Raw genomic sequence first — 24884 nt, 5'->3', positions numbered from 1 at the left:
CATCGCCTCACACACGGAATCCCCCATCAATATGGGCGGAACCCTCACAATCACGCTAGGCTCCTCAAGGACAGAAGGAGTCAACAACTTGTCAGCTAACCCGGCGCAGCCCATTTCCAGCCCTCTCACCAAGGTCTTGATTGCCAACCGCGGCGAAATCGCGGTCCGCATCATCCGAGCCGCCCGGGACGAAGGCATCGCCTCCGTAGCCGTTTACGCCGAGCCCGACCGTGACGCCCTCCATGTCCGCCTCGCCGACGAAGCTTACGCCTTGGGCGGCAACACTGCTGCCGAGTCGTACCTGGTGATGGACAAGATCATCGACGTCGCCAAGCAGTCAGGCGCCGATGGCATCCACCCCGGCTATGGCTTCCTGGCCGAGAACGCCGAATTCGCGGCCAAGGTCATCGACGCCGGTATCACGTGGATCGGCCCCTCCCCCGAAGCCATCTCGGCCCTGGGTGACAAGGTCCAGGCCCGCCACATCGCCGAAAAAGTAGGCGCACCCCTCGTCCCCGGCACCGCTGACCCCGTGGAATCCGCCGACGAAATCCTGAAGTTCGCCGAGGAATTTGGCCTGCCTATCGCCATTAAGGCTGCCTTCGGCGGTGGTGGACGCGGCATCAAGGTCGCCCGCACCATGGAAGAGATCCCGGAGCTCTACGAATCAGCCGTCCGTGAAGCGGTGGCCGCCTTCGGCCGCGGCGAATGCTTCATTGAGCGTTTCCTCGATGCTCCGCGCCACGTCGAAACCCAGTGCCTGGCCGATGCTTTCGGCAACGTTGTGGTGGTTTCCACCCGTGACTGCTCGCTGCAGCGCCGCAACCAGAAACTTGTTGAGGAAGCCCCTGCTCCGTACCTCAGCGAAGAGCAGAACAAGCGCCTCTACGAGTCCTCCAAAGCCATCCTGAAGGAAGCCAACTACCTCGGCGCCGGCACCTGCGAGTTCCTGGTGGGCCAGGACGGCACCATCTCCTTCCTCGAGGTCAACACCCGCCTGCAGGTGGAGCACTGCGTGTCCGAAGAAGTCACGGGAATCGACCTCGTCCGCGAGCAGTTCCGCATCGCCCGCGGCGAAGCACTTGGTTATGACGACCCCGAGGTCCGCGGCCACTCCTTCGAGTTCCGCATCACCGGCGAGGACCCGGGCCGCAACTTCATGCCCGCCCCCGGCACCATCAGCACACTGAAGAACCCGACGGGCCCCGGCGTCCGGATCGATTCCGGCATTGAGCAGGGCGACGTCATCAGTGGCAACTTCGACTCCATGCTCTCCAAGCTGATCATCACGGGCGCCACCCGCGAGCAAGCCCTCCAGCGTTCGCGCCGCGCGTTGGAGGAGATGGTGGTTGAGGGCATCCCAACCGTCATCCCCTTCGACCTCGCAGTAGTCACCGATCCCGATTTTGCACCGGCGGAAGGACCCTTCAAGGTTCACACCCGCTGGATCGAGACCGAGTTCGTGAACAGCATCCCGGCCTGGTCTGCCCACGGCGCGGGTGCTGAAACGTCCGACGCCGGTGACCGCCAGCGCGTCGTCGTCGAGGTTGGTGGCAAGCGGCTTGAGGTCGTCCTGCCATCCGGCCTGGGCGGCAGCATCGCTACGGTTTCCAGCGGTTCGGGCACCAAGTCCGGCAAGTCCAAGAAGCGCTCCCGTTCAGCTGGTGCAACGGCTGCGGCTGCGGGCGGCGATGCGCTGACGTCCCCCATGCAGGGCACCATCGTCAAGGTGGCAGCTTCTGAAGGCGACGTCGTGGCTGAAGGCGACCTGATCGTGGTCCTGGAAGCCATGAAGATGGAACAGCCGCTGACCGCCCACAAGGCCGGTACGGTGCGCGGCCTCGCTGCCACCGCAGGCGAGACCGTCGCCGCAGGTGCAGTCATCGCCACCATCGAGGACTAACTCCAAGAACCTCTTAACGACGCCGGCCCCGCACCGTTTGTTTGGTGCGGGGCCGACGTCGTTATTGGGCTGCTTAGGCCACGTTGTTCTCGTAGTCCATGTCCTTGGTTTCGCGCGTCAGCCAAAGCGCCACGAAGGTGACCACAGCGGCAGCGGCCATGTAGGCGCCAACCAGCCAGGTGCTGCCGTTGGCTGCAGACCAGAGGGCAATGGCCACGAACGAGGCGGGAGCGGCTCCGATCATGGAGGACAGGTTGTACGCCACTGCCGACCCCGTGTAACGGACGTTGGCCGGGAACAGCTCGGGAAGGATGGCCGCCATGGGACCGAAGGTCAGGCCCATGAGGGTGAAGCCCACAATGAGGCCGACCATGGCCGCTGCCTGGCCGGGTCCGAACATGGTGAACCAAAGCGCACCGAAGACGAAAATACCGGCAGTGACGCCCAGCAGGAACTTGCGTCGGCCCCACTTCTCAGCGAGTGGTCCGGAGACCACCGTGAAGATCCCGAAGAACACGACGCCGATGATCAGCATCCAGAGGAAGTCGGACCGGGTGATGCCCAGGCCAGGGACGAACGCCGCGACCTGCTCGGGGGTCATGGGCGTACCGGCCTTCTCAGCCGCTGCCTGGGCGCCGGCCAAAGTGGGCTTGGTGCCATAGGACAGCGTGAACGTAGTCATGATGTAGAAGAGGACATAAGTGGCGAACATGATGAACGTACCGGCCACCACGGGGCGCCAGTGGCTCTTCAGCGTGGCCGCGAGGGGCAGCTTCTGCACCTTTTCCTGCTCGATCACCTTGGTGAAGGACGCGCTCTCCACCAGCTTCAATCGGACGTAGAGGCCCACGATGACCAGGACCGCGCTGAGGAGGAACGGAACCCGCCAGCCCCAGGCGAGGAATTCTTCGGCGCTCAGGGACACGTTCATCCAGATGAAGATGACGTTGGCGATGATGAAGCCGATGGGTGCGCCCAACTGCGGGAACGTTCCGTAGATGGCCCGCTTTCCCTCGGGCGCGTTCTCAGTGGCCAGCAACGCTGCGCCCGACCATTCTCCACCGAGGGCCAGGCCCTGGAAGAAGCGCAGGATGACCAGCATGATCGGAGCCAGGATGGCCCATCCCGGCATGGAGGCCGTGGGCAGGAGGCCTATGAGGAAGGTTGCGATACCCATGGTCAGCAGCGATGCGACCAGGGTGCCCTTACGGCCGATCTTGTCACCGAAGTGGCCGAAGACCACGGCACCGATGGGCCGCGCGAAGAAGGCAACGCCGAAGATGGCGAACGCACTGAGCAGCGCGTTGATGTCAGTGGCGTCCGGGAAGAAGAGCTTCGGGAAGACGAGTACCGACGCGGTGGCATAGGCGTAGAAGTCGTAGAACTCGATCGTCGTGCCGATCAGGCTCGCGAAGATCACCTTGCCCCGCGAGTTCACTGGCTTAGTGGACTCGCCTTCCTTGGATGGTGCAGTGGAAGACATGTATTTGCAGCTTTCTTTCACGCCGGCCGGGTCTCCAGGAGGCCACCCGGCGAAGGATTATTCAAGAGTTCAATAATAGTTTCCGCCGTCCATTGAATGGACAACAAAGTCCACCATGCGGACGCGCAGGAAAATCTCATCTTGTGGTCCGCGCCACATTACCTCACCATCGCCTCACGCGCCGGTGACCCCGCCGATAGGGAAATGTCACAGCACGTTTACAAACGGCGCCCGTCCTCGAAATGCGCGAAACCTACCTTGGAATAACAACGTCCCCCACCAAGGAGGCACTTCCGTGACTGTTGACCGCTCCGCAGATGAACTGGCCCCCGTCCAGTCCACTGCCACCGCAGCCCCCGCCCTTGAACACCGCCCCGGCCGCTGGATTGCCAACTGGGATGCCGAGGACAAGGGCCAGTGGGAAGCCGAAGGCCGGTCCATCGCCAAGCGCAATCTCTACTGGTCGATCTTCGCCGAATTCCTCGGATTCGTCGTCTGGCAGCTGTGGTCCATCGTGGTGGTCCAGCTCCCCGCAGCCGGCTTCCAGTTCGATACCAACCAGATCTTCTGGCTCATCTCCATCCCCAGCCTCGTAGGCGCTACTCTCCGTATCCCCTACACCTTCATGGTTCCCAAGTTCGGTGGCCGGAACTGGACCATCGTCTCGGCGTTGCTCCTGCTGATCCCCACCACGGGCCTCGCCATCTGTGTCTCCAACCCGGAGACGCCCTTCGGAATCATGCTCCTCATGGCCGCACTCGCCGGTTTCGGTGGCGGCAACTTCGCCAGTTCGATGGCCAACATCACCTTCTTCTACCCTGCCCGTGAAAAGGGTTGGGCGCTGGGCCTGAACGCTGCCGGCGGCAACCTCGGTGCCGCCGTCGCACAGCTTGTTGTCCCCATCGCCATCACGCTGCTGGCTGCCGGGACCGTCAACCTGCCGATGGCAGGCATCATCTGGATCCCGTTGATCATCATCGCCGCCTTCGGCGCCTACAAGTACATGAACAACCTCACCAGCGCCAAGGGTGATGTGGCTGGTTCCCTGGCTGCCCTCAAGGAACCGCACCTGTGGATCATGGCATTCCTCTACATCGGTACGTTCGGCTCATTCATCGGCTTCGCGGGCGTCTTCCCCAAACTGATCAAGGACTACTTCCCGGACTTCTCCTCCATCCATGTCGGCGCGGTGGCACTCTCGCTGGCCTTCCTCGGCCCGCTGGTCGGTTCCCTGGCCCGCCCCTACGGCGGACGCATGGCAGACCGCATGGGCGGCGCCCGGATGACCATCGCCTCGTTCGCTTCCATGGCCGTCATCACGTTGACCATGATCTGGACGCTGCCCCTGAAGAACTTCTGGCTCTTCCTCACCTTGTTCCTGCTGCTCTTCCTGGCCAGCGGTTTCGGAAACGGTGCGACGTACCGCATGATCCCCGTCATCTTCGCTACATCCAGCCGGGCAGCCCGCGCAGGCGCTTCGAGCGCCAGCACCGCACGACTCGCTTCTTCCTCACTGGGCCTGATCTCCGCGATCGGCGCCTACGGCGGGTTCGTGATTCCACAGGTGCTCAATGCTTCCAACACGGCCAGCGGCTCCTACACCCCGGCGTTCTACGGATTCGTTGGAACCTATGTCCTCATGCTCACCGTCTGCTGGGTCTGCTACATCCGCCCCGCCCGGAAGCGCAACACGATCGGACACATCTAGATGCCCAACGGCGCCGATACCCACTGCCCGTACTGCGCGCTCCAGTGCGCCATGACGCTGACCCCGGCTGCCACTGCAGCCGGGGCAGTGCCCGCGCCGGAGGCAGCACCCGCCCCGCCCCTGGAAGTATCCGGGCGCGACTTCCCCACCAACCGGGGCGGGCTGTGCCGCAAAGGCTGGACATCGGCGTCGTTGTTGCGTCACAACGGCCGCGTCACCGAGCCGATGCTCAAAGGTTCCGACGGGGTGCACCAACCCATCTCCTGGGACCAGGCACTCATGCTCATCACTGCTGCCGTCAAGGACACCCAGCAGCAGTACGGGAATGACGCCGTAGGTGTCTTTGGAGGCGGCGGCCTCACCAACGAGAAGGCGTATTTGTTGGGCAAGTTCGCGCGGCTGGCCCTGCGCACCTCGCGGATCGACTACAACGGCCGCTTCTGCATGTCGTCAGCCGCAGCTGCGGGCAACCGGGCGTTCGGCGTGGACCGCGGCCTCCCCTTCCCTGTTACGGACCTGGACACCGCGTCCGTCATCCTTATGCTCGGTTCCAACGTTGCCGAGACCATGCCTCCGTTCGTCCAGCACCTGCAGGGCGCACGGGACGCCGGTGGGCTGATCGTGGTGGACCCCCGCCGCTCGGCTACTGCGGCGTTCACGTCCGACGGCGGTGGCCTCCACTTGCAGCCGACGCCCGGCACAGACTTGGCCCTCCTTTTGGGCATCAGCCATGTGGTGGTCCACGAAGGACTGGCCGACACCGGCTACATCGAGGCAAACACCAAGGGCTATGCCTCCGTAGTCCGGAGCCTCAATGCGTTCTGGCCCGAGCGCGTGCAGTCCATCACCGGCGTACCCGCCACCCTGATCCGCGAAACCGCCCGCCGCTTGGCGCAGGGAGCCCGCGACGGCGGCAGCTATATCCTCAGCGGCCGCGGTGTGGAACAGCATGTGGACGGGACGGACACCGCCACCGCGGCGATCAACCTGAGCCTCCTCCTGGGCCTGCCTGGCTCGGCCCGCAGCGGCTACGGCACGCTGACCGGCCAGGGCAACGGCCAAGGCGGCCGCGAACACGGCCAGAAGGCCGACCAGCTTCCCGGCTACCGCAAGATCACCGATCCCGCGGCCCGCGCGCACGTCGCCGGCGTGTGGGGCATCGACGAGTCACTGATCCCCGGACCCGGCCTCCCCGCCGTCGAACTTCTTAAGTCACTCGGAAAGCACGACGGCGTCCGCTGCCTTTTTGTGCACGGCGCCAACGTGGTGGTGTCGGCACCCGATACCAACGCAGTGATCCAAGGCCTCCGCAGCCTGGACTTCCTGGTGGTCTGCGACTTCTTCATGTCCGAGACCGCAGCTGAAGCCGACCTGGTTCTGCCTGTGACCCAATGGGCCGAGGAAGAAGGCACGCTCACCAATCTGGAAGGCCGGGTGATCCGGCGCCGCCGCGCGCTGACTCCTCCCCCGGGCGTTCGCAGCGAGTTGTGGCTCATGGCCCGGCTTGCCGAGATGCTTGAGGCACCTTCTACGTTCAGCGATGATCCCCAGACCGTTTTCGAAGAGCTTCGCTTGGCTTCCGCCGGTGGCCTGGCCGACTACTCGGGCATCGATTACGCCATGCTGGACCGGGGCGAAGCTGCTTACTGGCCCTACCCCGTGGGAAGCACCGGGACACCGCGACTCTTCGCCGACGGGTTTGCCCATGCTGATGGCCGGGCAGTCATGGTTCCGGTGACGCCGTCCAAGCGGGCCGTTCGTTCGTTCGCGGACGATTCTCTGGCTCTGGCAACCGGCCGGCTCCTGGAGCACTACCAATCCGGCGCGCAGACCCGACGCGTGAGCGAGCTCCTGGCATCGCAGCCCCAGGCCCGGCTCCTCATTCACCCGGGTACGGCGGCTTCACGCGGCATTGCCGACGGCGACTACGCCACCGTGACAAATGAGCGCGGTGAAGTGCTTTGCCGTGCCGAGCTCAGCAACTCGGTCCGCCCGGACACCGTCTTCCTGCCGTTCCACTTCCCTGGCCAGGAAAACGCCAACCGCCTCACGGAGGCGGCCACAGATCCCATTTCCGGCATGCCGGAGTTCAAGACCAGCCGGGTATGGGTCCGGAAGGCAGTCTCCACCCAGGAACGGGTTCCAGCTGGAACGCGGCTGCCACTGCACGTCAAGGAGGCATCATGAGCGAGCGCATTGTTGTTGTTGGATTCGGGCCCGTTGCAGCACGGCTCATTGACGAACTGCTCCCAGCCGTCCGCTCGGGGCTGGTGCAATTATTGGTGGTCGGCCAGGAAACCGAAGCAGCGTACAACCGCGTGATGGTTGCTGAACTGGGCGTTGGCCGCACCACGCCGGAGGCTCTCGCGATGGCTGATGCGTCCGAGTTGGAAGCCGACGGCGTGGAAGTGCGTCTGGGCGTCAAGGTCAAAAGGATCGACCGCGCCCGCCAAAATATAGTTCTGTCCGATGACAGCACCGAGCACTATGACCGGCTGGTGTTCGCCACCGGGTCCCGGCCCGTCATTCCGAACCTCACCGGGCTCAACCCGGATCCTTCCCGGCCGGTGCTTCCGGCCGGCGTCACTGCTTTGCGCGATCTACAGGATGCCGCCGTGCTGCGGGCGGCGGTGGCCGACGGAAAGCGTGTGGTGGTGCTGGGTGGCGGCGTACTTGGCCTGGAAACCGCCTTGGCTGCCTCGGAAGAGGGCGCTCAAGCAACTGTGGTCCACAATGGGCCTTTCCCCCTCGGCAGGAGCATTGACCGCGGCAGTGGATCCGTCCTCATCAACAGCCTGCGGGCCGGCGGTGTCCGGGTGGCAGGCAATGCACGTTCTACTGGTGTGGAGACGGCAGGACCGGGCGGCAGCTTCTCGGCTTTGCTGTTGGATGACGGCTCGGCGATCGACGGCGACCTGCTGGTTCTGTCCTGTGGTGTGCGCCCCCGCATTGAATTAGCGGAAGGCTGTGGCTTGCCTGTTGCGACAGGGATCCTCGTGGACCACCACCTCCGGACCTATCACGAACCCCACATGTTCGCGATCGGCGACTGTGCTGAAGTGCGCTGCCCCGACGCCGCCTGCGTTGACTGCCGAACGGCCGCAGGTCCCTCCGGGCTGGTGGGTCCGGGCTGGCGTCAGGCTGAGTGGTTGGCCGAATACCTCATGGTGCTGGCGCGGGATGGCCAGGCCGCCGCAGATGCCCTGGAAGCGCTGCCCCAGGAGAAGCCCGGGGTGGTTGTCCTGAAGGCACGCGGCATCAACCTGGCCGTGGCGGGCGACAACCAGGCCGATCCTTGGGACGAGGAGTTGCTGGAAGCCGGTGCCGCGTCAGGGCGTGCCCGCAGGCAAATTTCACAGTGGGCCGATCCCGAACACGGCCGCTACGTGAAGATGACAACCCGGGGCGGAGTGCTGGAAGGCTTGGTGGCCGTAGGTATGCCCCGGACAGCCGCCGAGCTGGTGGTGCTCTTCGAGCGTTCCTCGGAGCTGCCCGCAGACCGGTCCTTGCTGCTCCGCCTGGACGGACCCGACCAGTTGGATGCCGGCGCCACGAGCAACGACCCCCAAAGAACGGTGTGCCGCTGCGCCGGGGTGAGCGCGGCCAGCATCGAGGATTCCGTGGTGGAAGGCTGCAGCACGGTGGGCGAGGTTTCCAAGGCCACGCGCGCCGGCACAGGCTGCGGAGGATGCCATGGGGACATCAAGGGGATCATCGAAAAACATTTCCAAGCGGCTGCCGCCTGACGCCGCTTAGCTCTCGCTCCGATTCGGGGGCCAGGTTCTGGTGCGTGCATGGCGGCCCTCGGTGTTCCGATGGATGTAGGCAGACGGCGGAGCCCGTCTCTACGGCTCGCTGCACACTAGACGGTAGGAATCGTCTACTGCGCAGCGGGCCATCGAAACGGGCACCACGCTGGTCAGCGTGAAGCTACATGTGCACGTGCAGGCGCCGTGCGGCCTCCGAGATGGAACCTGTCAGCGATGGGTACACGGTGAATGCGCTGGCGACGTCGTCCACGTGGAGCTTCTGGGTTACAGCTACGGAGATCGGGAAGATGAGCTCGGACGCGTTCGGCCCAACCACTACGCCGCCGATCACGGTGCCGGATCCCTTGCGGGCGATGATCTTGACGAAGCCGTCCTTGGTGTTGCGCATCTTGGCGCGGGCATTACTGAGCAGGGACAACATCACGACGTCGCCCTGGTATTTGCCGGAAGCGAGATCGGCCTCGGAAACACCCACGGAGGCGATTTCCGGAGAGGTGAAGATGTTGGACGCCACCTGGTTGAGCTTCAGCGGCTTGACGCCGTCGCCCATGAAGTGGGCAATCGCAATTCGGCCCTGCATGGCTGCAACGGATGCCAAAGCGAACACGCCCGTGCAGTCGCCGGCGGCGTAAATGTTAGGCGCAGTGGTGCGGGAAACGCCGTCCACCTTGATGTGCCCGGACTCTGTCAGGGTCACGCCTGCTTCTTCAAGGCCGATGCCTGCGGTGTTGGGGATGGAACCGACACATACCAGGCAGTGCGAACCTGTCACCACGGATCCGTCACCCAAGGTGACCTTCACGCCGTCGTCGGTTCGCTCCACTGCATTGGCGCGGGACTTCGACAGGACGTGTACGCCACGGCGTTCGAAGACGCCTTCCAGCAGCTTGGCTGCGTCTGTGTCCTCGCCGGGTAGAACCTGGTCACGGCTGGAGATCAGGGTGACCTTGGATCCCAAGCCGTTGTAGGCGGATGCGAACTCGGCGCCGGTAACTCCCGAACCCACAACGATGAGTTCTTCGGGAAGCTCGTCCAGGTTGTAGATCTGGGCCCAGTTGAGGATGCGTTCGCCGTCGGGCTTGGCCGTGGGAAGTTCGCGAGGGTGGGCACCAACAGCCAGCAGGATCGCGTCGGCGTCAATGGTCCGTGTTCCTTCGAGGGTGAGGACCTCGATGGTGTTGTTATCCAGCAGCTTGCCGGAACCGATGACGATCTCCACGCCCAGGCGCTCGAGGCCTGCGCGGATGTCGTCGGACTGGCCGTGGGCCAGGGTCAGGACGCGATCGTTGATGTGCTTGAGGTCGGCACGCGGCTTGGAGGCCGTGCCGTCGCCGTCGAATTTCACTCCGAGTTCGTCCGCCTCACCGACGCGCGTCATGAGGTCGGCGGTGGCAATAAGGGTTTTGGAAGGCACGACGTCGGTCAGCACCGCGGAGCCGCCGAGGCCTGCCCGTTCGACGATGGTGACGTGCGCGCCGAGCGAGGCGGCAACCATGGCAGCTTCATATCCGCCGGGACCACCTCCAAGGATCGCGATACGGGGGGCACTGAAGTCAACTTGGGTGGTCACAGTCCTCAATTCTCGCTCATTGCCACGCTTGGTGCCACCCAGCCCAACCTCACTCCACTCCGATCCCTACCAATGTCCTGTAGCCGCAGGGTAGCTTGTACCAGTGAGTAACACTGAGCTAATGAACACTGACCCTTTCGAGGCCGCGCAGGCCGCCGCTGACTTCATCGCCGCGGAGACCGGCGTCGAGTCCCACGACGTAGCCCTGGTGCTCGGATCCGGATGGGCGGAGGCCGCCGACCTGATCGGCGAAACCACCGCCACCCTCAACGCCTCCGAGGTTCCCGGCTTCCACAAACCAGCGGTGGTGGGCCATGTGGGCACCATCCGCTCCGTCCTCACCAAGGAGGGCAAACGAGCCCTGGTCCTAGGTGCCCGGACGCATTACTACGAAGGCCGCGGCGTGCGGTCCGTCGTCCACGGCGTACGCACGGCCGCAGCGGCCGGGTGCAAGACGCTGGTGCTCACCAACGGTTGTGGCGGGCTCAATGAAGATTGGGCCCCCGGAACTCCAGTGCTGATAAGCGACCACATCAACCTCACCGCAACCTCACCGCTTGAGGGCGCAACGTTCGTTGATCTCACGGACCTCTATTCCTCACGGATCCGCGACCTCGCCCGTGAAGTCGATTCCTCCCTGCAGGAAGGGGTTTACGCACAGTTCACAGGCCCGCACTACGAGACGCCGGCAGAGGTTCAGTACGCCAAGCGAATCGGCGCAGACTTGGTGGGCATGTCCACAGCGCTGGAAGCCATCGCCGGCCGCCACGCAGGGATGGAAGTGTTTGGCATCTCCCTTGTCACCAACCTTGCAGCCGGCATCAGCCCGGTTCCCCTGAGTCATGCGGAAGTCCTTGAAGCAGGTCACGCAGCCGGTCGGCGGATCTCCAAGCTTCTGGCGGAGATCATAGCCAAGCTCTAGTCACTGCCATCTGCGATGCGGGGTCACCGTCCACGGTGACCCCGCATCGCTCTTTAAGGGTTTGCGCTAACAACTTCGGAGGAGAAGTAAACGCACAGTAAATTCTCATCTTAAATCTGATTTGTGGCGAAACATTTGATTGGGGCCGCCCGGATGTGTCACGCGCGCACGTTGCCAATGTAAGCGCTTGCGCAATTACTGACGAGTAACCGGGAAGGCCCCTGAAATGCCCTTTGCCCTCAGACCTAACACGTGTCTAGCGTGGGAGTGTTCCGGTAAGTCGACGTGCCGGAACCACCGCGGCGGATAGCTACAAGGTTTCCCCGCACCTCGAAACGATGGCGTCCTTCGATGACGCCTACAGCGGATCGACGGACGCCTGAGTAGAGAACCCCCAACAGGGGGTCAGGGCATGCGCCCCACTCCACGAAGTCCAACACTCCGCGAGAAGAGCAAGCATGAACACGCACTCAACCCCTCCACGGCCGCGCCGCCGGCTGCGACAGGCAGTAGCCCTCGCAGCGGCGGCAGGCGTGGCCGGCAGCATCCTGCTGGTGACGCCGGCCGCGCAAGCCAACCTGCCGGCCGACCCGCCGTCGAGCACCATGCCGGCGCCCACGCCCGGCTTCCCGCTGCCAACGACGCACACCCAGCAGGCGTACGATCCGGCAGCTGACTTCACGTCCAAGTGGACGCGAGCCGACGCCAAGCAGATCATGGCCCAGAGCAACCCCAACGTTGCCCCGGGCGAGAACTCCATGAGCCCCAACGTCACCATGCCGGAAATCCCCAAGGACTTCCCGGCCATGAACGACGACGTCTGGGTTTGGGACACGTGGTCCCTGACAGACGAAAACGCCAACCAGATCAGCTACAAGGGCTGGGATGTCATCTTCTCCCTGGTTGCTGACAGGCACGCGGGCTATGGCTTCGACCAGCGCCACTGGAACGCCAGGATCGGCTACTTCTTCCGCAAGACCAACGCTGATCCCGCCAAGGACAAATGGAACTACGGCGGACACCTGTTCCTGGACAACACATCCATCGGCAATACGGAGTGGTCAGGCTCCACGCGCCTCATGCAGGGCAACAAGATCAACGTCTTCTACACCGCCACCACGTTCTACGACGTCGCCGAGCGGAATGCAGGTGGCGGCGGGATCGCTCCGGACGCTGCAATCGCCAAGGCACTGGGTAACATCCACGCCAACAAGGACGGCGTGACCTTCGACGGCTTCCAGCACACCAAACTGCTGGAGCCGGACGGAAAGCTGTACCAGAACAAAGCCCAGAACCCCGGCTTCGCGTTCCGTGACCCGTACACCTTTGCGGACCCCGCCCACCCGGGTAAAACCTTCATGGTCTTCGAAGGCAACACCGGCGGCACCCGTGGCTCCTACAAGTGCAAGCAGGAAGACCTCGGCTACCAGCCGGGCGACCCCAACGCCGAGACTGTGGCGCAGGTCAACAGCACCGGCGCCTGGTACCAGACTGCCAACGTGGGCCTCGCCGTGGCGGACAACAAGGACCTCACCAAGTGGAGCTTCCTGCCGCCGATCCTCTCGGCCAATTGCGTCAACGACCAGACTGAACGTCCGCAGATCTACATCCAGAACGAGAACGGCAAGAACAAGTACTACCTGTTCACCATCAGCCACCAGTTCACGTATGCAGATGGAATGCGCGGCCCCGACGGCGTGTACGGCTTCGTCGGCGACGGCGTCCGGTCCGACTACCAGCCGGTCAACAACAGCGGCCTGGCTTTGGGCTCCCCCACGGACCTGAACATGCCGGCCAACGCGCCGGAGGGTCCGGACCCACGACAGAACGGCCGTCAGTTCCAGGCCTACTCGCACTACGTGCAACCTGGCGGACTGGTCCAGTCCTTCATCGACAACGTGGACGGCGTCCGCGGCGGCTCCCTGTCCCCCACCGTGAAGATGAACTTCAAGGGCGGCGTGACGCAGGTTGACCGCAGCTTCGGCCAGAACGGCCTTGGCCCGTTCGGCTACCTTCCCACCAACGTTCGCGTTGGCGGCGAGGGCCTCTACAAGTAAGCAGTAACACCCCGGCCGACAGGCCACGGCAGGGGTGCCGGACCCACAAGGACGGGCACCCCTGCTACCCCCAACCCCCAGGATCTCCCCATGACTTTTCCCAGCCCCCACCTGTCCCGCCGCCAAATGCTGGCCGCAAGCGCCGCCGTCGTGGTCGCCTTTTCCGCCGCGTCCTGCACGCAAACTGACAGCCCGACGCCGGTTCCCGCCCCGGGCGGACACCGGCCGTCCCCTTCGGACCCATGGCGGCCCCTCGCGCATCTGACGGCTGAGAAAAACTGGCTCAACGATCCCAACGGTCTGGTCTACCACGACGGCACCTACCATGCCTTTTACCAGTACAACCCGCGCGGCAACTCGTGGGGCAACATGTCGTGGGGCCACTCCACCAGCAAGGATCTGGTGCATTGGGAGCAGCAGCCTGTGGCCATGGAGGCGAGCCCCGAAGAGGAAATCTTCTCCGGCTGCATTGTGATGGACAAGAACAACGCCTCCGGTCTCGGCTCGGCAGAGAACCCGCCCATGGTCGCCCTCTACACCAGCGCCTACGGGAAGAACGGCGCGCTGCCGCAAGGCGCCCAGGCACAATCCGTCGCGTTCAGCCTGGACAACGGGACCACGTGGCAGAAGTACCAGGGAAACCCGGTCCTGAACCTTGCACCCACCAACAACAACTTCCGCGACCCCAAAATCACCTGGTACGAACCCGGCCGCTACTGGGTGATGACCACCGTGGTGGCCGACGCCCAGGTAGTCAAGATGTTCAAGTCCACGGACCTGCTCCGCTGGGAATACTTGAGCGATTTCTCCGGCGTCGGCGCCCAAGGTGGCCTCTGGGAGGTGCCGGAACTCATCCACATGGACGTGGAGGACTCCACGGCAAAGAAGTGGGTCATGCTGCTGAGCATCAACCCCGGCGGCATTGCGGGCGGCTCGGGAATGCAGTATTTCGTGGGCGAATTCGATGGGACACGCTTTACCGCGGAAAATGCCGCAGCCCCCGGCGCCCCGCTCACCGAGTCCCAGTGGCTGGACCACGGCGCGGACTACTACGCCGCAAACTCCATCTCCGGCGCGCCCGGGGACAAGCCCGTTCTCCTGGGATGGATGGGCAACTGGGACTACGCCCAGGATGTGCCCACCACTCCATGGCGCGGCTCCATGGCAATTCCCCGCGAGCTGACCTTGGTTCGCGGTGAGAAGCGGCTTGAGCTCCGGTCTGCCATAGCCGGTGCGGCGCGGGAAACGCTGGACCGCTCCGGTGAAGTGCACAGTAAAAACCTCACCGTTGGCTCCTCGCCCCAGGACCTTGGCCAGGAGTTCAGAGGACGCACCCAGCTGATCGAACTGGACATGGACCTGAAGTCGGCGCGTGAAGCTGGTGTTCTCCTCCGCCACTCATCCTCCGCTTCCGAGACCGGACTGCGGATCTCGTATAACAGGGAAACGGGAAGTGTCAGGGTGGACCGGGCAAAAGCCGGAACCAGCAACTTCTCCGAAAAGTTCAGCCCGTTTCACGAAGTAGCCCTGCCTTCCCCCGGCAGCAAGGTCCATCTCACGATCCTCCTCGATTCGTCCTCGGTGGAAGTCTTCGCTGCGCGAGGAACTGCGGTCATTTCGGACACGTTCTTCCCTGACTGGGACAACACCGGCGCCTCGGCCTTCAGCATGGAGGGCGACACGGACTTCACTGTCACGTCCCGGGTTCTTTAAGGGCCGCCCACGCGCGGGATCTCACCCTTTACAACCGCTCTTGAGGCATGGATCTCACTCCTCGTTGCCCGGGAGGGACGCATTGAGGATAGTTTTGTCCCTATGACATCCAGCGATGCCGCATTTGAACAGCTGCTCACCGACGCCCGCCACTGGGCTTCCCAAGACCCGGACCCGGCGACGTCGGCTGCTCTCCTTGAGTTGGCCGAGCTTGCCAGCGGCGGTGATGCGGGAGCAGCCCAGGAATTGGGCGACAGCTTTAGCGGCACCCTGCAATTCGGCACAGCAGGCCTCCGCGCAGCGCTCGGCCCGGGCCCCAACCGAATGAACCGCGTTGTTGTCCGTCGGGCAGCTGCAGGCCTGGCGGCCTTCCTCACCGAATCGGTAGCCGCAGCTGCGCCGGGCACCCGGCCGCGCGCCGTCGTCGGCTTCGATGCCCGGTACAACTCGGACATCTTCGCCCAGGAAACCGCTGCGATCTTTACGGCAGCGGGCATCGAAACCTTCCTGATGCCGGCAGCCCTTCCGACGCCGTTGCTCGCCTACGCGGTCAGGTCACTGGATTGCGACGGCGGTGTCATGGTCACAGCCAGCCACAACCCGCCGCAGGACAACGGTTACAAGGTCTACCTTGGACGCCATGCAGTATCCGAGAGCGGGCGCGGTTCTCAGATCGTGGCGCCGTACGACGCTGAGATCGCGGCAAAGATTGAGGCCGTAGGGGCGCTGGATTCGATTGAACTGGCAGAAAACGGCTGGACTGTGCTGCCTACGTCCATCGCCGCAGAATATGAAGCTGCCATGGCGGGACTGGTGGATAGGGAGCACTTCCCGGCGCGGGACCTCAAGATCGTCCTAACGCCCATGCACGGTGTCGGCGGTGAAACGGCGGTCTCCGTCCTGAACGCCGCCGGTTTCGCCGATGTCACGCTCGTGGCCGAACAGGCCGAGCCCGATCCGGACTTCCCCACCGTCGCTTTCCCTAATCCGGAGGAGCCCGGGGCGCTGGACCTGGCCCTTGCCGCTGCTGCGGACTCGGATGCGGACATCGTTTTGGCGAATGACCCCGACGCCGATCGGGCCGCGGTGGCTGCGTTGGATCCAGCAACGGGAAGCTGGCGGATGCTCCGCGGTGACGAAGTGGGGGCGCTGCTGGGTGCTCACGTAGTGGCGCGTATGGCTGCCGGTGCCGGGGATGAGCCGCAGACCGGAGTCTTCGCCAACTCCATCGTGTCCTCCCGACTGCTCTCACGCATCGCTGCCGCAGCGGGTTACGCCCACGAAGAAACACTCACTGGCTTCAAATGGATTTCGCGGGTTCCCGGCCTCACCTACGGGTACGAGGAAGCACTGGGTTACTGTGTCGCGCCTGACCTGGTGCGCGACAAGGATGGCATTTCGGCGGCTGTGCTGATCGCGGAACTCGCCGCAACGGCCAAGGCCGAAGGCAAGACGATCTTCGACACCCTGGATGACCTGTATCTGGTGCACGGACTGCATGCGAGTGACCAACTCAGTATCCGGGTAGCCGATTTGGGACTGCTCGATGCCATGATGAACCGCCTGCGGGTCAACCCGCCCGAAGCGTTCGGAGGCTCCGCCGTCGAGGTTTCAACCGATCTCGCACAAGGAAGCGAAACCCTGCCTCCCACGGACGGCCTGCTGTACCTGACCCGGGACCAAAGCCGCGTCATCATCCGTCCCAGTGGCACCGAGCCCAAGCTCAAGTGCTACCTGGAAGTCATCCAGGCCGTGGAATCCGCGGCCGAACTTCCAGCGGCACGCCAGGCAGCGCGGACGTCCCTGGACGATGTCCTCAGGGACGTCCGCGAAGCCTTGGGCTTGTAGGACTCTTAAAGTTCAACTTCGATGAAGCCATCCACCAAACGGGTGGCAAACGCGTCGAGTTTGAGTTCCGGATTGGTGAAGCATTCACCGGTTTCGAGGTCGTAGACCTCTTTGTGCAGCGGCGATGCGATGGTCGGCCGGCTTCCCCGGGATCCAATGATTCCCCGGGCCATAACGTTGGCGAGCGTCGCCGGGTCCTGCTGTGCCACGGCGAAGACCTCGGTGGGCGCTGTGCGGAACAGCGCAACCTGACGGCCGGCGATCAGTGCAGCCTCGCCCCAAGCCAGTTCGAGTTCGTCTACCGGGCAAACACGATGCCACGTGGCGGTTGTGGTCAGGTCCTCGGCACGGTCCAGAATTACGGTCATTTCAGCCCCTCTCACTGTGTCCGGGTGCTGGCTTTTCCACCGTCACTCCCCCGGACCGGGCCACACTTGCGGCCACTACTCCAAGCTAGGACCCGGGTGTTTCATCGGGTGTCCGTGTTTGTGTCGAACGCGTAAAAGAGACCTCACACCTCACGAAATGCGTTCGTGATGCAGAAGTTAAGATCACGAAACATAAGGGAAACTGAAGCGAAACTGCCCGTCCCTAGGCTGGAACCACAAGTTGCGGAGATCCGTCTGCAACATCTGCGAAAGGCCCACCAGTGACCGGACACACTTCAAGTACAGAGAACCCGCGCCGCATCGTCGTCGTCGGCGGCGGCCCCGCTGCCCACCGTTTCGCCGATGCCATGTTCAATCGCGGACTTGAAGGTTGGCAGGTTACGGTGCTGACCGAAGAGGCGCACCTCCCCTACGACCGTGTTGCGCTGAGCAAGGCCCTCACGGAAACCGGCGTGGACCTCACCTTGGGCGATGCGTCCATGTGGGACCACGAAGCCCTGACTTTGGTCACCGGCGAGCGCGCCGTTAAGATCGACTCCGTTGCCAAGAGCGTCCTCACCGCCGCCGGCAACAAGTACGAATACGACCACCTGGTGGTGGCTTCGGGTTCCGACGCGGCCCGACTCCCCATCCCCGGTTCCGAGCACACCCACGTTTACCGCACGCTCGAGGACGTCTGGGCCATCAACAAGGCCATCGCCGAGCTGCGCGAAAAGCTCGGCCGCAAAGTCAACGCGGTCACCATTGGTGGTGGCTTGCTTGGACTTGAGTCTGCTGCCGGTACCGAACAGCTGGGCGCCACACCGATCGTCATCAATGGCGCACCATGGCTGATGAACACCCAGCTGGATGAGGGTGCCGGCCAAGCCCTCGGCCGCCTGATTGAGGCCAAGGGCTTCGAAGTCCACGGTGGCGTCTTCCCCTCCGAGGTAGTCACGGACGACGACGGCAACGTCACCGGTGTCCTGATGGCTGACGGCCGCACCATCGACGCAGACCTCGTCATCGTGGCTATCGGCGTCAAGCCCCGTGACGACCTCTTCCGCGCGGCAGAAGGCGAAGAGCAGCTGTTTAGCCTGGGCCAGCGCGGCGGCGTTGTCATCAACGATTTCTGCGCCACGGAAGTGGAGGGCATCTGGGCTATCGGCGAAGTAGCCAACTTCGAGGGCATGTGCCTGGGGCTCGTGGCTCCTGCCAACACGATGGCCGAGATCGTTGCTGACCGCCTGCACGGTGGAGCAGCGACGTTCCCGGGCTTCGACACTGCCACCAAGCTCAAGTTGTCCGGCGTTGACGTGGCAAGCTTCGGCGACGCGTTTGCCCGCACCGAGCACTCCCTGGAAATTGTCTACGCCGACCCGGCTCGTGGCGTTTACCAGAAGATTGTCACCACAGATGATGCCAAGACCCTCCTGGGCGGCATCTTCGTGGGCGACGCTTCCCCGTACATGAGCCTCCGCCCGCTTCTGGGCCGCGAACTGTCCGCCGAACCGGGCGCCTACTTGAGCGCGGCGGGCGGTGGCGAGGCTCCTGAAACCGAGCTTCCGGACGATGCCATCCTGTGCTCCTGCAACAACGTAGCCGCAGGAACCATCCGTGACACCATCAACGGTTGTGGTGCCTGCGAGGGCAACTCCCCCGTGCAGGAGCTCGGCGAGCTGAAGGGCTGCACCAGGGCCGGCACCCAGTGTGGTTCGTGCGTTCCCATGCTCAAGAAGCTCCTAGAAGGCGAACTGAAGAAGTCCGGCATTGAGGTCTCCAAGGCACTGTGCGAGCACATCAGCCTTTCCCGGCAGGAACTCTTCGATGCCATCCGCGTCCTTGAGCTCACTTCCTTCGAAGACATCATGGCCAAGTACGGCACCGGCGCGGGTTGCGATATCTGCAAGCCGACCATTGCTTCCATCCTGGCCAGCCAGCACTCCGCCTACGTTCTGGATGCTGGTCGCGGCGCGCTGCAGGACACCAACGACCGCGCCTTGGCGAACATGCAGAAGGACGGTACCTATTCGGTGGTTCCCCGCATCGCGGGTGGTGAAATCACGCCCAAGGGCCTCGGCGTCATCGCCGCAGTAGCTGAGAAGTACAACCTGTACACCAAGATCACCGGCGGACAGCGCATCGATATGTTCGGTGCGCGCCTGGAGCAGCTGCCGGACATCTGGAAGGAACTGGTGGACGCCGGTTTCGAATCCGGACAGGCCTACGGCAAGAGCCTTCGTACCGTGAAGTCCTGCGTTGGTTCCACGTGGTGCCGCTTCGGTGTGCAGGATTCGGTGGCCATGGCCATCGCCTTGGAGCTGCGCTACCGCGGCCTCCGCAGCCCCCACAAGCTGAAAATGGGTGTCTCCGGTTGCGCCCGCGAGTGCGCCGAAGCCCGTGGCAAGGATGTTGGCGTGATCGCCACGGCCGACGGTTGGAACCTCTACGTAGGCGGTAACGGCGGCGCCACCCCGGCGCACGCCCAGCTGCTGGCCAAGGACCTGGACGACGAAACCCTGCTGAAGTACATCGACCGATACCTCATGTACTACATCCGCACCGCTGACCGCCTTCAGCGCACCGCGCGCTGGCAGGAAGAGCTCGACGGCGGCATCAAGCACGTCGAGGAAGTAGTGGTCAACGACTCCTTGGGCATTGCCGAAGAGCTTGAAGCCGCCATGGCCAAGCACATCGACACCTACGAGGACGAGTGGGCCGAGACCCTGAAGGACCCGGAGCGCCTTCGCCGATTCCGTTCGTTCGTCAACGCCCCCAACCAGAAGGACGAATCCATTTCCTTTGTTCCCGAGCGCGGCCAGATCCGTCCGGCCACCAACGAGGAAAAGGGCGGCGTACTCATCGCTTCCACTATCCCGGTCCGCAGCGAAACCGTCGGCGCAGAAAACTAGGGGTTCACCATGCAGCTCACCATTGATCTCACCGGCCGCGACGTCCTTGTCACGGGATCTGAACAGTCCGCCCGCCAAGCGGTCCGCCGCTACCAGAGCGCCGGTGCCAACGTGTACCGGCTCAGCGCCCCGGAAGGTATGCCGGGCGACGGCCAGCTTCCCGAGCGCCCGTTCCTGGTGGCGGTAGTGGACGACGGCGGGTCCGGCTGGCTGCCGCTGGTGGAACGCTGCCGCGACGCCGGGATTCCCGTTGCCTTCGAGCCTGCACCGGGCGCCGAAGGCCACGTGACCCTGGTGGGTGGAGGCCCGGGAGCCCTGGATCTGCTCACGGTGGGTGCTGTGGACGCCCTGCGGGATGCCGATGTGGTGTTTTACGATCGGCTTGCTCCCTATCAGGAACTGGCTGATCTGACCTCTGCGGAGCTCGTGGACGTTGGAAAGCAGCCCGGGCTTCACAAGGTGACTCAGCGGGACATCGAGAAGTTGATGGTGGAGGCTGCCCTGCTGGGCAAGAATGTGGTCCGGCTCAAGGGCGGCGATCCGTACGTGTTTGGCCGCGGCGGAGAAGAAGTGGCTGCGTGTGTTGCTGCCGGCGTCCCGGTGAGGGTCATCTCCGGTGTCACCAGTGCCATTTCCGTTCCCGCTGCAGCCGGAATCCCGGTGACGCACCGCGAGGTCAGCCACATGTTCACCGTGGTATCGGGCCATGCCCCGTTGACGGAGAAGGAACACACCCACCTTGCCGGACTTGGCGGAACTATCGTGGTCCTCATGGGCATCGGCACCCTGCCCCAGCTGGCGGCCGGGCTCCGCCGAGCGGGGATGACCTCGGACATGCCAATGGCCGTGGTGGAACGTGGGTACCGCCCGGGACAGCGCACCACCATCGCTGACCTCGGTACCATCGAAACGGCAGCCACCGGCTGCAGCAACCCGGCCGTGTTGGTCATCGGCGAGGTGGTCCGGGTTGCTGAAGCCAACCGGAATCATGCCGAAGCATCCGCTGAACTGAGCCGACTCGCGGCTTCGCTCCTTGAAGCCTGAAGGTAAGAACACATGACTGTTGCACGTGCCCTCGAAGTCCAGGACGCTACTGCCGCGCCGGAAATTGCCGAAACCGTAGAAGCGCCGTTGGACGGATTCCGCATTGGCGTCACCTCGCACCGCCGCTCCCGCGACCTCATTGAGGCACTGGAGCGCCGCGGTGCGAGCGTGTTGCACGCCCCCGCCTTGAAGATCGCCCCGGTGCAGGAGGATATGGTCCTCATCGAGGACACCCGCACCATCATCGAGGCCAAGCCGGACATCTGCATCGCCACCACCGCCTACGGCATGCGCCGCTGGTGTGAGGCCGCTGATTCCTTTGGAATAGGCGAGCAACTGCTGGACACGCTGTCCGCCTGCCGCATGTTCGTCCGTGGCCCCAAAGCCCGCGGCGCCGTTCGGGCAGCCGGTCTTGCCGACGTCGGAATCAGCAGTGACGAAACCACCGCCACACTGGTGGACATGCTCCTGGCTGAGGGCGTGCGCGGCAAGACTGTGGCCGTCCAGTTGCACGGCTACACGGACGTCCGCCAGCTGGAACGGCTCCGTATGTCCGGAGCTACTGTCCTGACCGTGACGCCGTATCGCTGGGTGAAGCCCGACGGCGAAGACAAACTGCCGCGCCTGATCGAAGCCGTGGTCAGCGGAAACCTCGATGTCCTGACGTTCACCAGTGCCCCGGCAGTGGACGCCATGTGGAGCACCGCACACGAAATGGGCCTCTACCGCCAGCTCATCGAAGCACTCAAGGGCCCGGTAACTGTTGCGGCCGTCGGTCCGGTCACCGCTCAACCGCTGGTCGACGCCGGGCTTACCCCGTTGATCCCTGATCGCTACCGCATGGGTGCGCTCATCAGGCTGGTTACCGAACATCTTTCGCTGAACCACGTGCGGCGCTTGGAAACCAAGAGCGCCACCATCGAACTGCGTGGACGCTGCTTGCGGATCAACGGTGAGGTGGTGGACCTTGCACCGGCTCCCCTCCTGCTGCTGCGAGCGCTGCTCGGCGCGGGCGGGGCTGTCCTGTCCAGGGAAGCTCTCTCCGACCTGCTGGACCTCCGCGGTTCCGTACACGCTTTGGACATGACTGTCAGCAGGCTCAGGTCTTCCCTTCCCGATGGCAAACTTGTGGAAACTGTGGTGAAGCGCGGCTACCGGCTGCGGGCTTAGGTGTGAATGTTGGCGATAAACATCGGTCTTTTGCGGAGCTAAATGTCGCCCTGCTGATCCCCAAGCGCTCCTGACCGCCTGTAGAACGTCGCTCGGGACTTCCCGGGATCCCGCCGAGTCGAACTTTTCTCGGTCGAACTCTTCATTGTCACGGGTTCTCTGCCGGAGGAGACTTGAGGCGACGGCATCCAATCTGGGGCCGCCCGCGGGGCCACCCGGCTGCGGGGCCTCACAGTAGCTTGTAGTGGCCTGGTGGATCAATGAGTTCCATGACACCCATCGAGAAGTCCGCTCAACGGTCACGGCATCTCTTGCCCTTGGTGGCTATCGCACTGATTGGATGTCTCGGCGGGTGCGAGTATGAGTCCGACGACGCATCCCTGCCGTCTGCCAGTTCTCCGATGACGGAGGCTCGCACGGTCCCACCGCTGCCTGAGAGCCGCGACCCTCGCACGGTCCCGCCGCTGCCGAAGAGTGGCGATATCGACGCCGGCACATATCTAGTCCCCGTCGACGGCTACAAGGAGCCTTTCGAGATCACCGTTCCAGGCGGCTGGTCTGCTCTCGACGGCAACAGCCTGGGCAAGGATGACCCGGATCACCCGGCCGAATGGGCCGTCCACCTGACCCTTGGGTCCGCGTTCTATGTGTCGATGGACGCATGCAACTGGAGGGGCGCCCTTGCCGATGTCGGTCCTGCGGACTGGGCCTTCTCTAGGGCTATGGCGGCGCAATCGTCAACGGCAAGCACTCCTCCTGTCAAGATCATGGTGGGCGATTACACCGGCTTCGAGTTCGACCACTCCGTCGAGGGCGACGTGGACATCCCGGCCTGCGACAGCGGCAAGTTCTGCATCCACTCAGAAATGATGTACCACTGCACACACTGGTACTCGACTCAGAATGAACACGAGACCTACCGGGTGGTCGACTTGGAGGGCCGGCGGGCTGTTGTTGCGGTGGGCTATATCGACGAATCGATCAATCCGGAGCTGATAAGAGAGGCGCGCGCCGTTTTCGACTCAATCGTGTTCAAGTCCTTCAAATGACCAGCTGATCCGATGACCGATCCCGCCCGCTGACACGCTAGGCCGCCTTCACCAGGGGAAGCTCGTCCCAGTTGGTGGTGTAGCGGGGGCTGAGCATATCTCGTTTCATGGACCAATCCGGGCCGCCTTTGATGCCTGCATGGCCCAGACCGATGGCACCCCGACCATACCGTTTGCTGACCTGCTCCAGCAAAGGGCCTATGCCCCGTTCCTCATGCCGGTTTTCGAAGATTTCCAGCGGCTTCTGGTTGCCGCTGGGTCGGAGGTCCGTGACCATGATTCCGGCTTTGGCGTACCTCACGCCTTCCTGGATTCTTGGAACCAGCGCGTGCGCGGCCTTGGTCAACAGCACCGGATCCGAGGTGGGCATGGGCAGCTTGACGTTGACAGTGGGGAACGATTTGTCGTTCGGGTTGTAAACCGATGTTGCGGCAAAAGCAGTCAGCAGCTTGGCTTGCAGGTCATGCTTGGCCAGCCTGGCACTGGCCATCTGGCCATAGACACTCAGTACCTGCCGCAGCTCGGCCGCTGAGGTGATGGGTGTGGAGAAGGACCGGGAGAAGATCAGTTGATCGCGTCCGATCCGTTCCTCCTCCATGGGAATGCAGGGGGTGCCTTGAAGTTCCAGCACAGTCCGCATCATGACGATGGAGAACTTGTCCCGCAATGCCACGGGGTCGGCACGGACCAGATCCAGGATGGAGAAGATGCCCATGGCATTCAGGCGTTTCGTGAGCCTGGTGGCGACGCCCCAGATTTCGATCACGGAGAGCCGTGCCATGAGTGCTTCGCGTTGGGGCTCCGGGATGGAGTCCCAACGGCACACGCCGTTGAAGGCCGGGTTGTGCTTTGCCCACTTGTTGGCCAGCTTGGCAAGCGTCTTGGTGCGCGCGATTCCCACGCAAACGGGAACCCCCACGTGTCGTTGGCAGGCAGCTTTGATGGTGCGCCCTAGCTCCAGCAGATCGTCGGGTTGCCCTTTGACTCCGAGGAACGCTTCATCAATGGAGTACACCTCCTGCCATGCTGAGTACCGGGCCAGGAGCTCCATCACCCGCGAGCTGATGTCTCCATACAGTTCATAGTTGCTTGAGAGTGCAATGAGTCCCCATTCCTTGGCACGTGGAGCAAGCTTGAACCAAGGCTCCCCGAGTCCGATGCCCAGTCTTTTGGCCTCCGGCGACCTGGTCACGGCGCAGCCATCGTTGTTGGACAGGACGATCAGCGGCTTGCCCTCCAACGCAGGATTGAAGGCACGTTCCGCCGACGCATAGAAGCAGTTGATATCCACGTGGGCGATCTCCTGCATGCGGTGCATGAGCGCTGGCTTGGACATTCCCCTCCTTGGCTCGCACTAGCATGCGTGC

At 63.6% G+C, this 24884-nt stretch carries 16 protein-coding genes; 12 read left to right on the top strand and 4 right to left on the bottom strand.

The genetic code is table 11. From position 1 onward, the window contains the following. The first annotated feature begins 31 nt into the window (after positions 1-31). Positions 32-1903, top strand: coding sequence for an acetyl/propionyl/methylcrotonyl-CoA carboxylase subunit alpha (locus tag A477_RS0112505; RefSeq protein WP_017199328.1), 1872 nt, complete (start codon positions 32-34; stop codon positions 1901-1903). Positions 1904-1976: 73 nt separating this feature from the next. Here the strand turns inward: A477_RS0112505 and A477_RS0112500 are convergent, their stop codons facing one another. Continuing rightward, entirely contained in the window at positions 1977-3386 is a 1410-nt protein-coding gene (locus A477_RS0112500) for an MFS transporter (protein WP_017199327.1), read from the bottom strand. A 295-nt stretch (positions 3387-3681) separates the two neighbouring features. Here A477_RS0112500 and A477_RS0112495 point away from each other — a divergent pair, with 295 nt between their 5' ends. The 3 genes from A477_RS0112495 to A477_RS0112485 are packed head-to-tail and all read left to right on the top strand — an operon-like array spanning position 3682 to position 8840. Beyond that, on the top strand, positions 3682-5094 hold the full coding sequence (locus A477_RS0112495; RefSeq protein WP_017199326.1) for an MFS transporter: 1413 nt from the start codon (positions 3682-3684) through the stop codon (positions 5092-5094). Then, positions 5095-7281 carry a molybdopterin oxidoreductase family protein gene (locus A477_RS0112490; RefSeq protein WP_017199325.1) on the top strand — a complete coding sequence of 729 codons (2187 nt, stop codon included), beginning with the start codon at positions 5095-5097 and terminating at the stop codon, positions 7279-7281. Next, the gene (locus A477_RS0112485) at positions 7278-8840 is read left to right on the top strand and encodes an FAD-dependent oxidoreductase (protein ID WP_017199324.1); all 1563 of its coding nucleotides are present in this window, start codon (positions 7278-7280) and stop codon (positions 8838-8840) included. Before A477_RS0112490 ends, A477_RS0112485 begins: the two co-directional genes overlap by 4 nt. Before the next feature lie 184 nt (positions 8841-9024). Here the strand turns inward: A477_RS0112485 and A477_RS0112480 are convergent, their stop codons facing one another. Next, on the bottom strand, positions 9025-10434 hold the full coding sequence (locus A477_RS0112480) for an NAD(P)H-quinone dehydrogenase (RefSeq protein WP_017199323.1): 1410 nt from the start codon (positions 10432-10434) through the stop codon (positions 9025-9027). A 121-nt stretch (positions 10435-10555) separates the two neighbouring features. On the opposite strand from A477_RS0112480, the gene A477_RS0112475 reads away from it, so the two are divergent. The 4 genes from A477_RS0112475 (at position 10556) to A477_RS0112460 (ending at position 16974) form a co-directional block, all read left to right on the top strand. After that, on the top strand, positions 10556-11356 hold the full coding sequence (locus tag A477_RS0112475) for a purine-nucleoside phosphorylase (RefSeq protein ID WP_017199322.1): 801 nt from the start codon (positions 10556-10558) through the stop codon (positions 11354-11356). A 458-nt stretch (positions 11357-11814) separates the two neighbouring features. Then, a complete protein-coding gene (locus A477_RS0112470) occupies positions 11815-13413 on the top strand; it encodes a glycoside hydrolase family 68 protein (RefSeq protein ID WP_017199321.1) in 1599 nt (532 codons plus the stop codon). Between the two features lie 90 nt (positions 13414-13503). Next, on the top strand, positions 13504-15126 hold the full coding sequence (locus tag A477_RS22305) for a glycoside hydrolase family 32 protein (protein ID WP_017199320.1): 1623 nt from the start codon (positions 13504-13506) through the stop codon (positions 15124-15126). A gap of 102 nt (positions 15127-15228) precedes the next feature. Beyond that, on the top strand, positions 15229-16974 hold the full coding sequence (locus tag A477_RS0112460; protein ID WP_017199319.1) for a phospho-sugar mutase: 1746 nt from the start codon (positions 15229-15231) through the stop codon (positions 16972-16974). A 5-nt stretch (positions 16975-16979) separates the two neighbouring features. On the opposite strand, the gene nirD is transcribed toward A477_RS0112460, so the two are convergent. Then, positions 16980-17342: a nitrite reductase small subunit NirD gene (gene nirD, locus A477_RS0112455; protein ID WP_017199318.1), complete on the bottom strand. Its 363-nt coding sequence runs from the start codon at positions 17340-17342 to the stop codon at positions 16980-16982. A gap of 281 nt (positions 17343-17623) precedes the next feature. Here nirD and nirB point away from each other — a divergent pair, with 281 nt between their 5' ends. The 4 genes from nirB to A477_RS0112435 all read left to right on the top strand — a co-directional run bounded on the left by nirB (position 17624) and on the right by A477_RS0112435 (position 23517). Beyond that, entirely contained in the window at positions 17624-20254 is a 2631-nt protein-coding gene (gene nirB, locus A477_RS0112450) for a nitrite reductase large subunit NirB (protein WP_017199317.1), read from the top strand. A gap of 9 nt (positions 20255-20263) precedes the next feature. Further along, complete coding sequence (cobA, locus tag A477_RS0112445; protein WP_017199316.1) at positions 20264-21298, top strand: uroporphyrinogen-III C-methyltransferase; 1035 nt, start codon at positions 20264-20266, stop codon at positions 21296-21298. A gap of 12 nt (positions 21299-21310) precedes the next feature. After that, positions 21311-22468, top strand: coding sequence for a uroporphyrinogen-III synthase (locus tag A477_RS0112440; RefSeq protein ID WP_017199315.1), 1158 nt, complete (start codon positions 21311-21313; stop codon positions 22466-22468). A 260-nt stretch (positions 22469-22728) separates the two neighbouring features. Then, positions 22729-23517 carry a hypothetical protein gene (locus tag A477_RS0112435; protein WP_017199314.1) on the top strand — a complete coding sequence of 263 codons (789 nt, stop codon included), beginning with the start codon at positions 22729-22731 and terminating at the stop codon, positions 23515-23517. 37 nt (positions 23518-23554) lie between these two features. Here the strand turns inward: A477_RS0112435 and A477_RS0112430 are convergent, their stop codons facing one another. Further along, positions 23555-24853: a Y-family DNA polymerase gene (locus A477_RS0112430; RefSeq protein ID WP_017199313.1), complete on the bottom strand. Its 1299-nt coding sequence runs from the start codon at positions 24851-24853 to the stop codon at positions 23555-23557. Positions 24854-24884 lie beyond the last annotated feature (31 nt).

It is taken from the genome of Arthrobacter sp. M2012083 (assembly GCF_000281065.1).
In the GTDB taxonomy this organism is placed as follows: domain Bacteria; phylum Actinomycetota; class Actinomycetes; order Actinomycetales; family Micrococcaceae; genus Arthrobacter.
The sequence above is the reverse complement of the archived record's forward strand: the minus strand, read 5'-3'. Positions and strand labels throughout refer to the sequence as shown.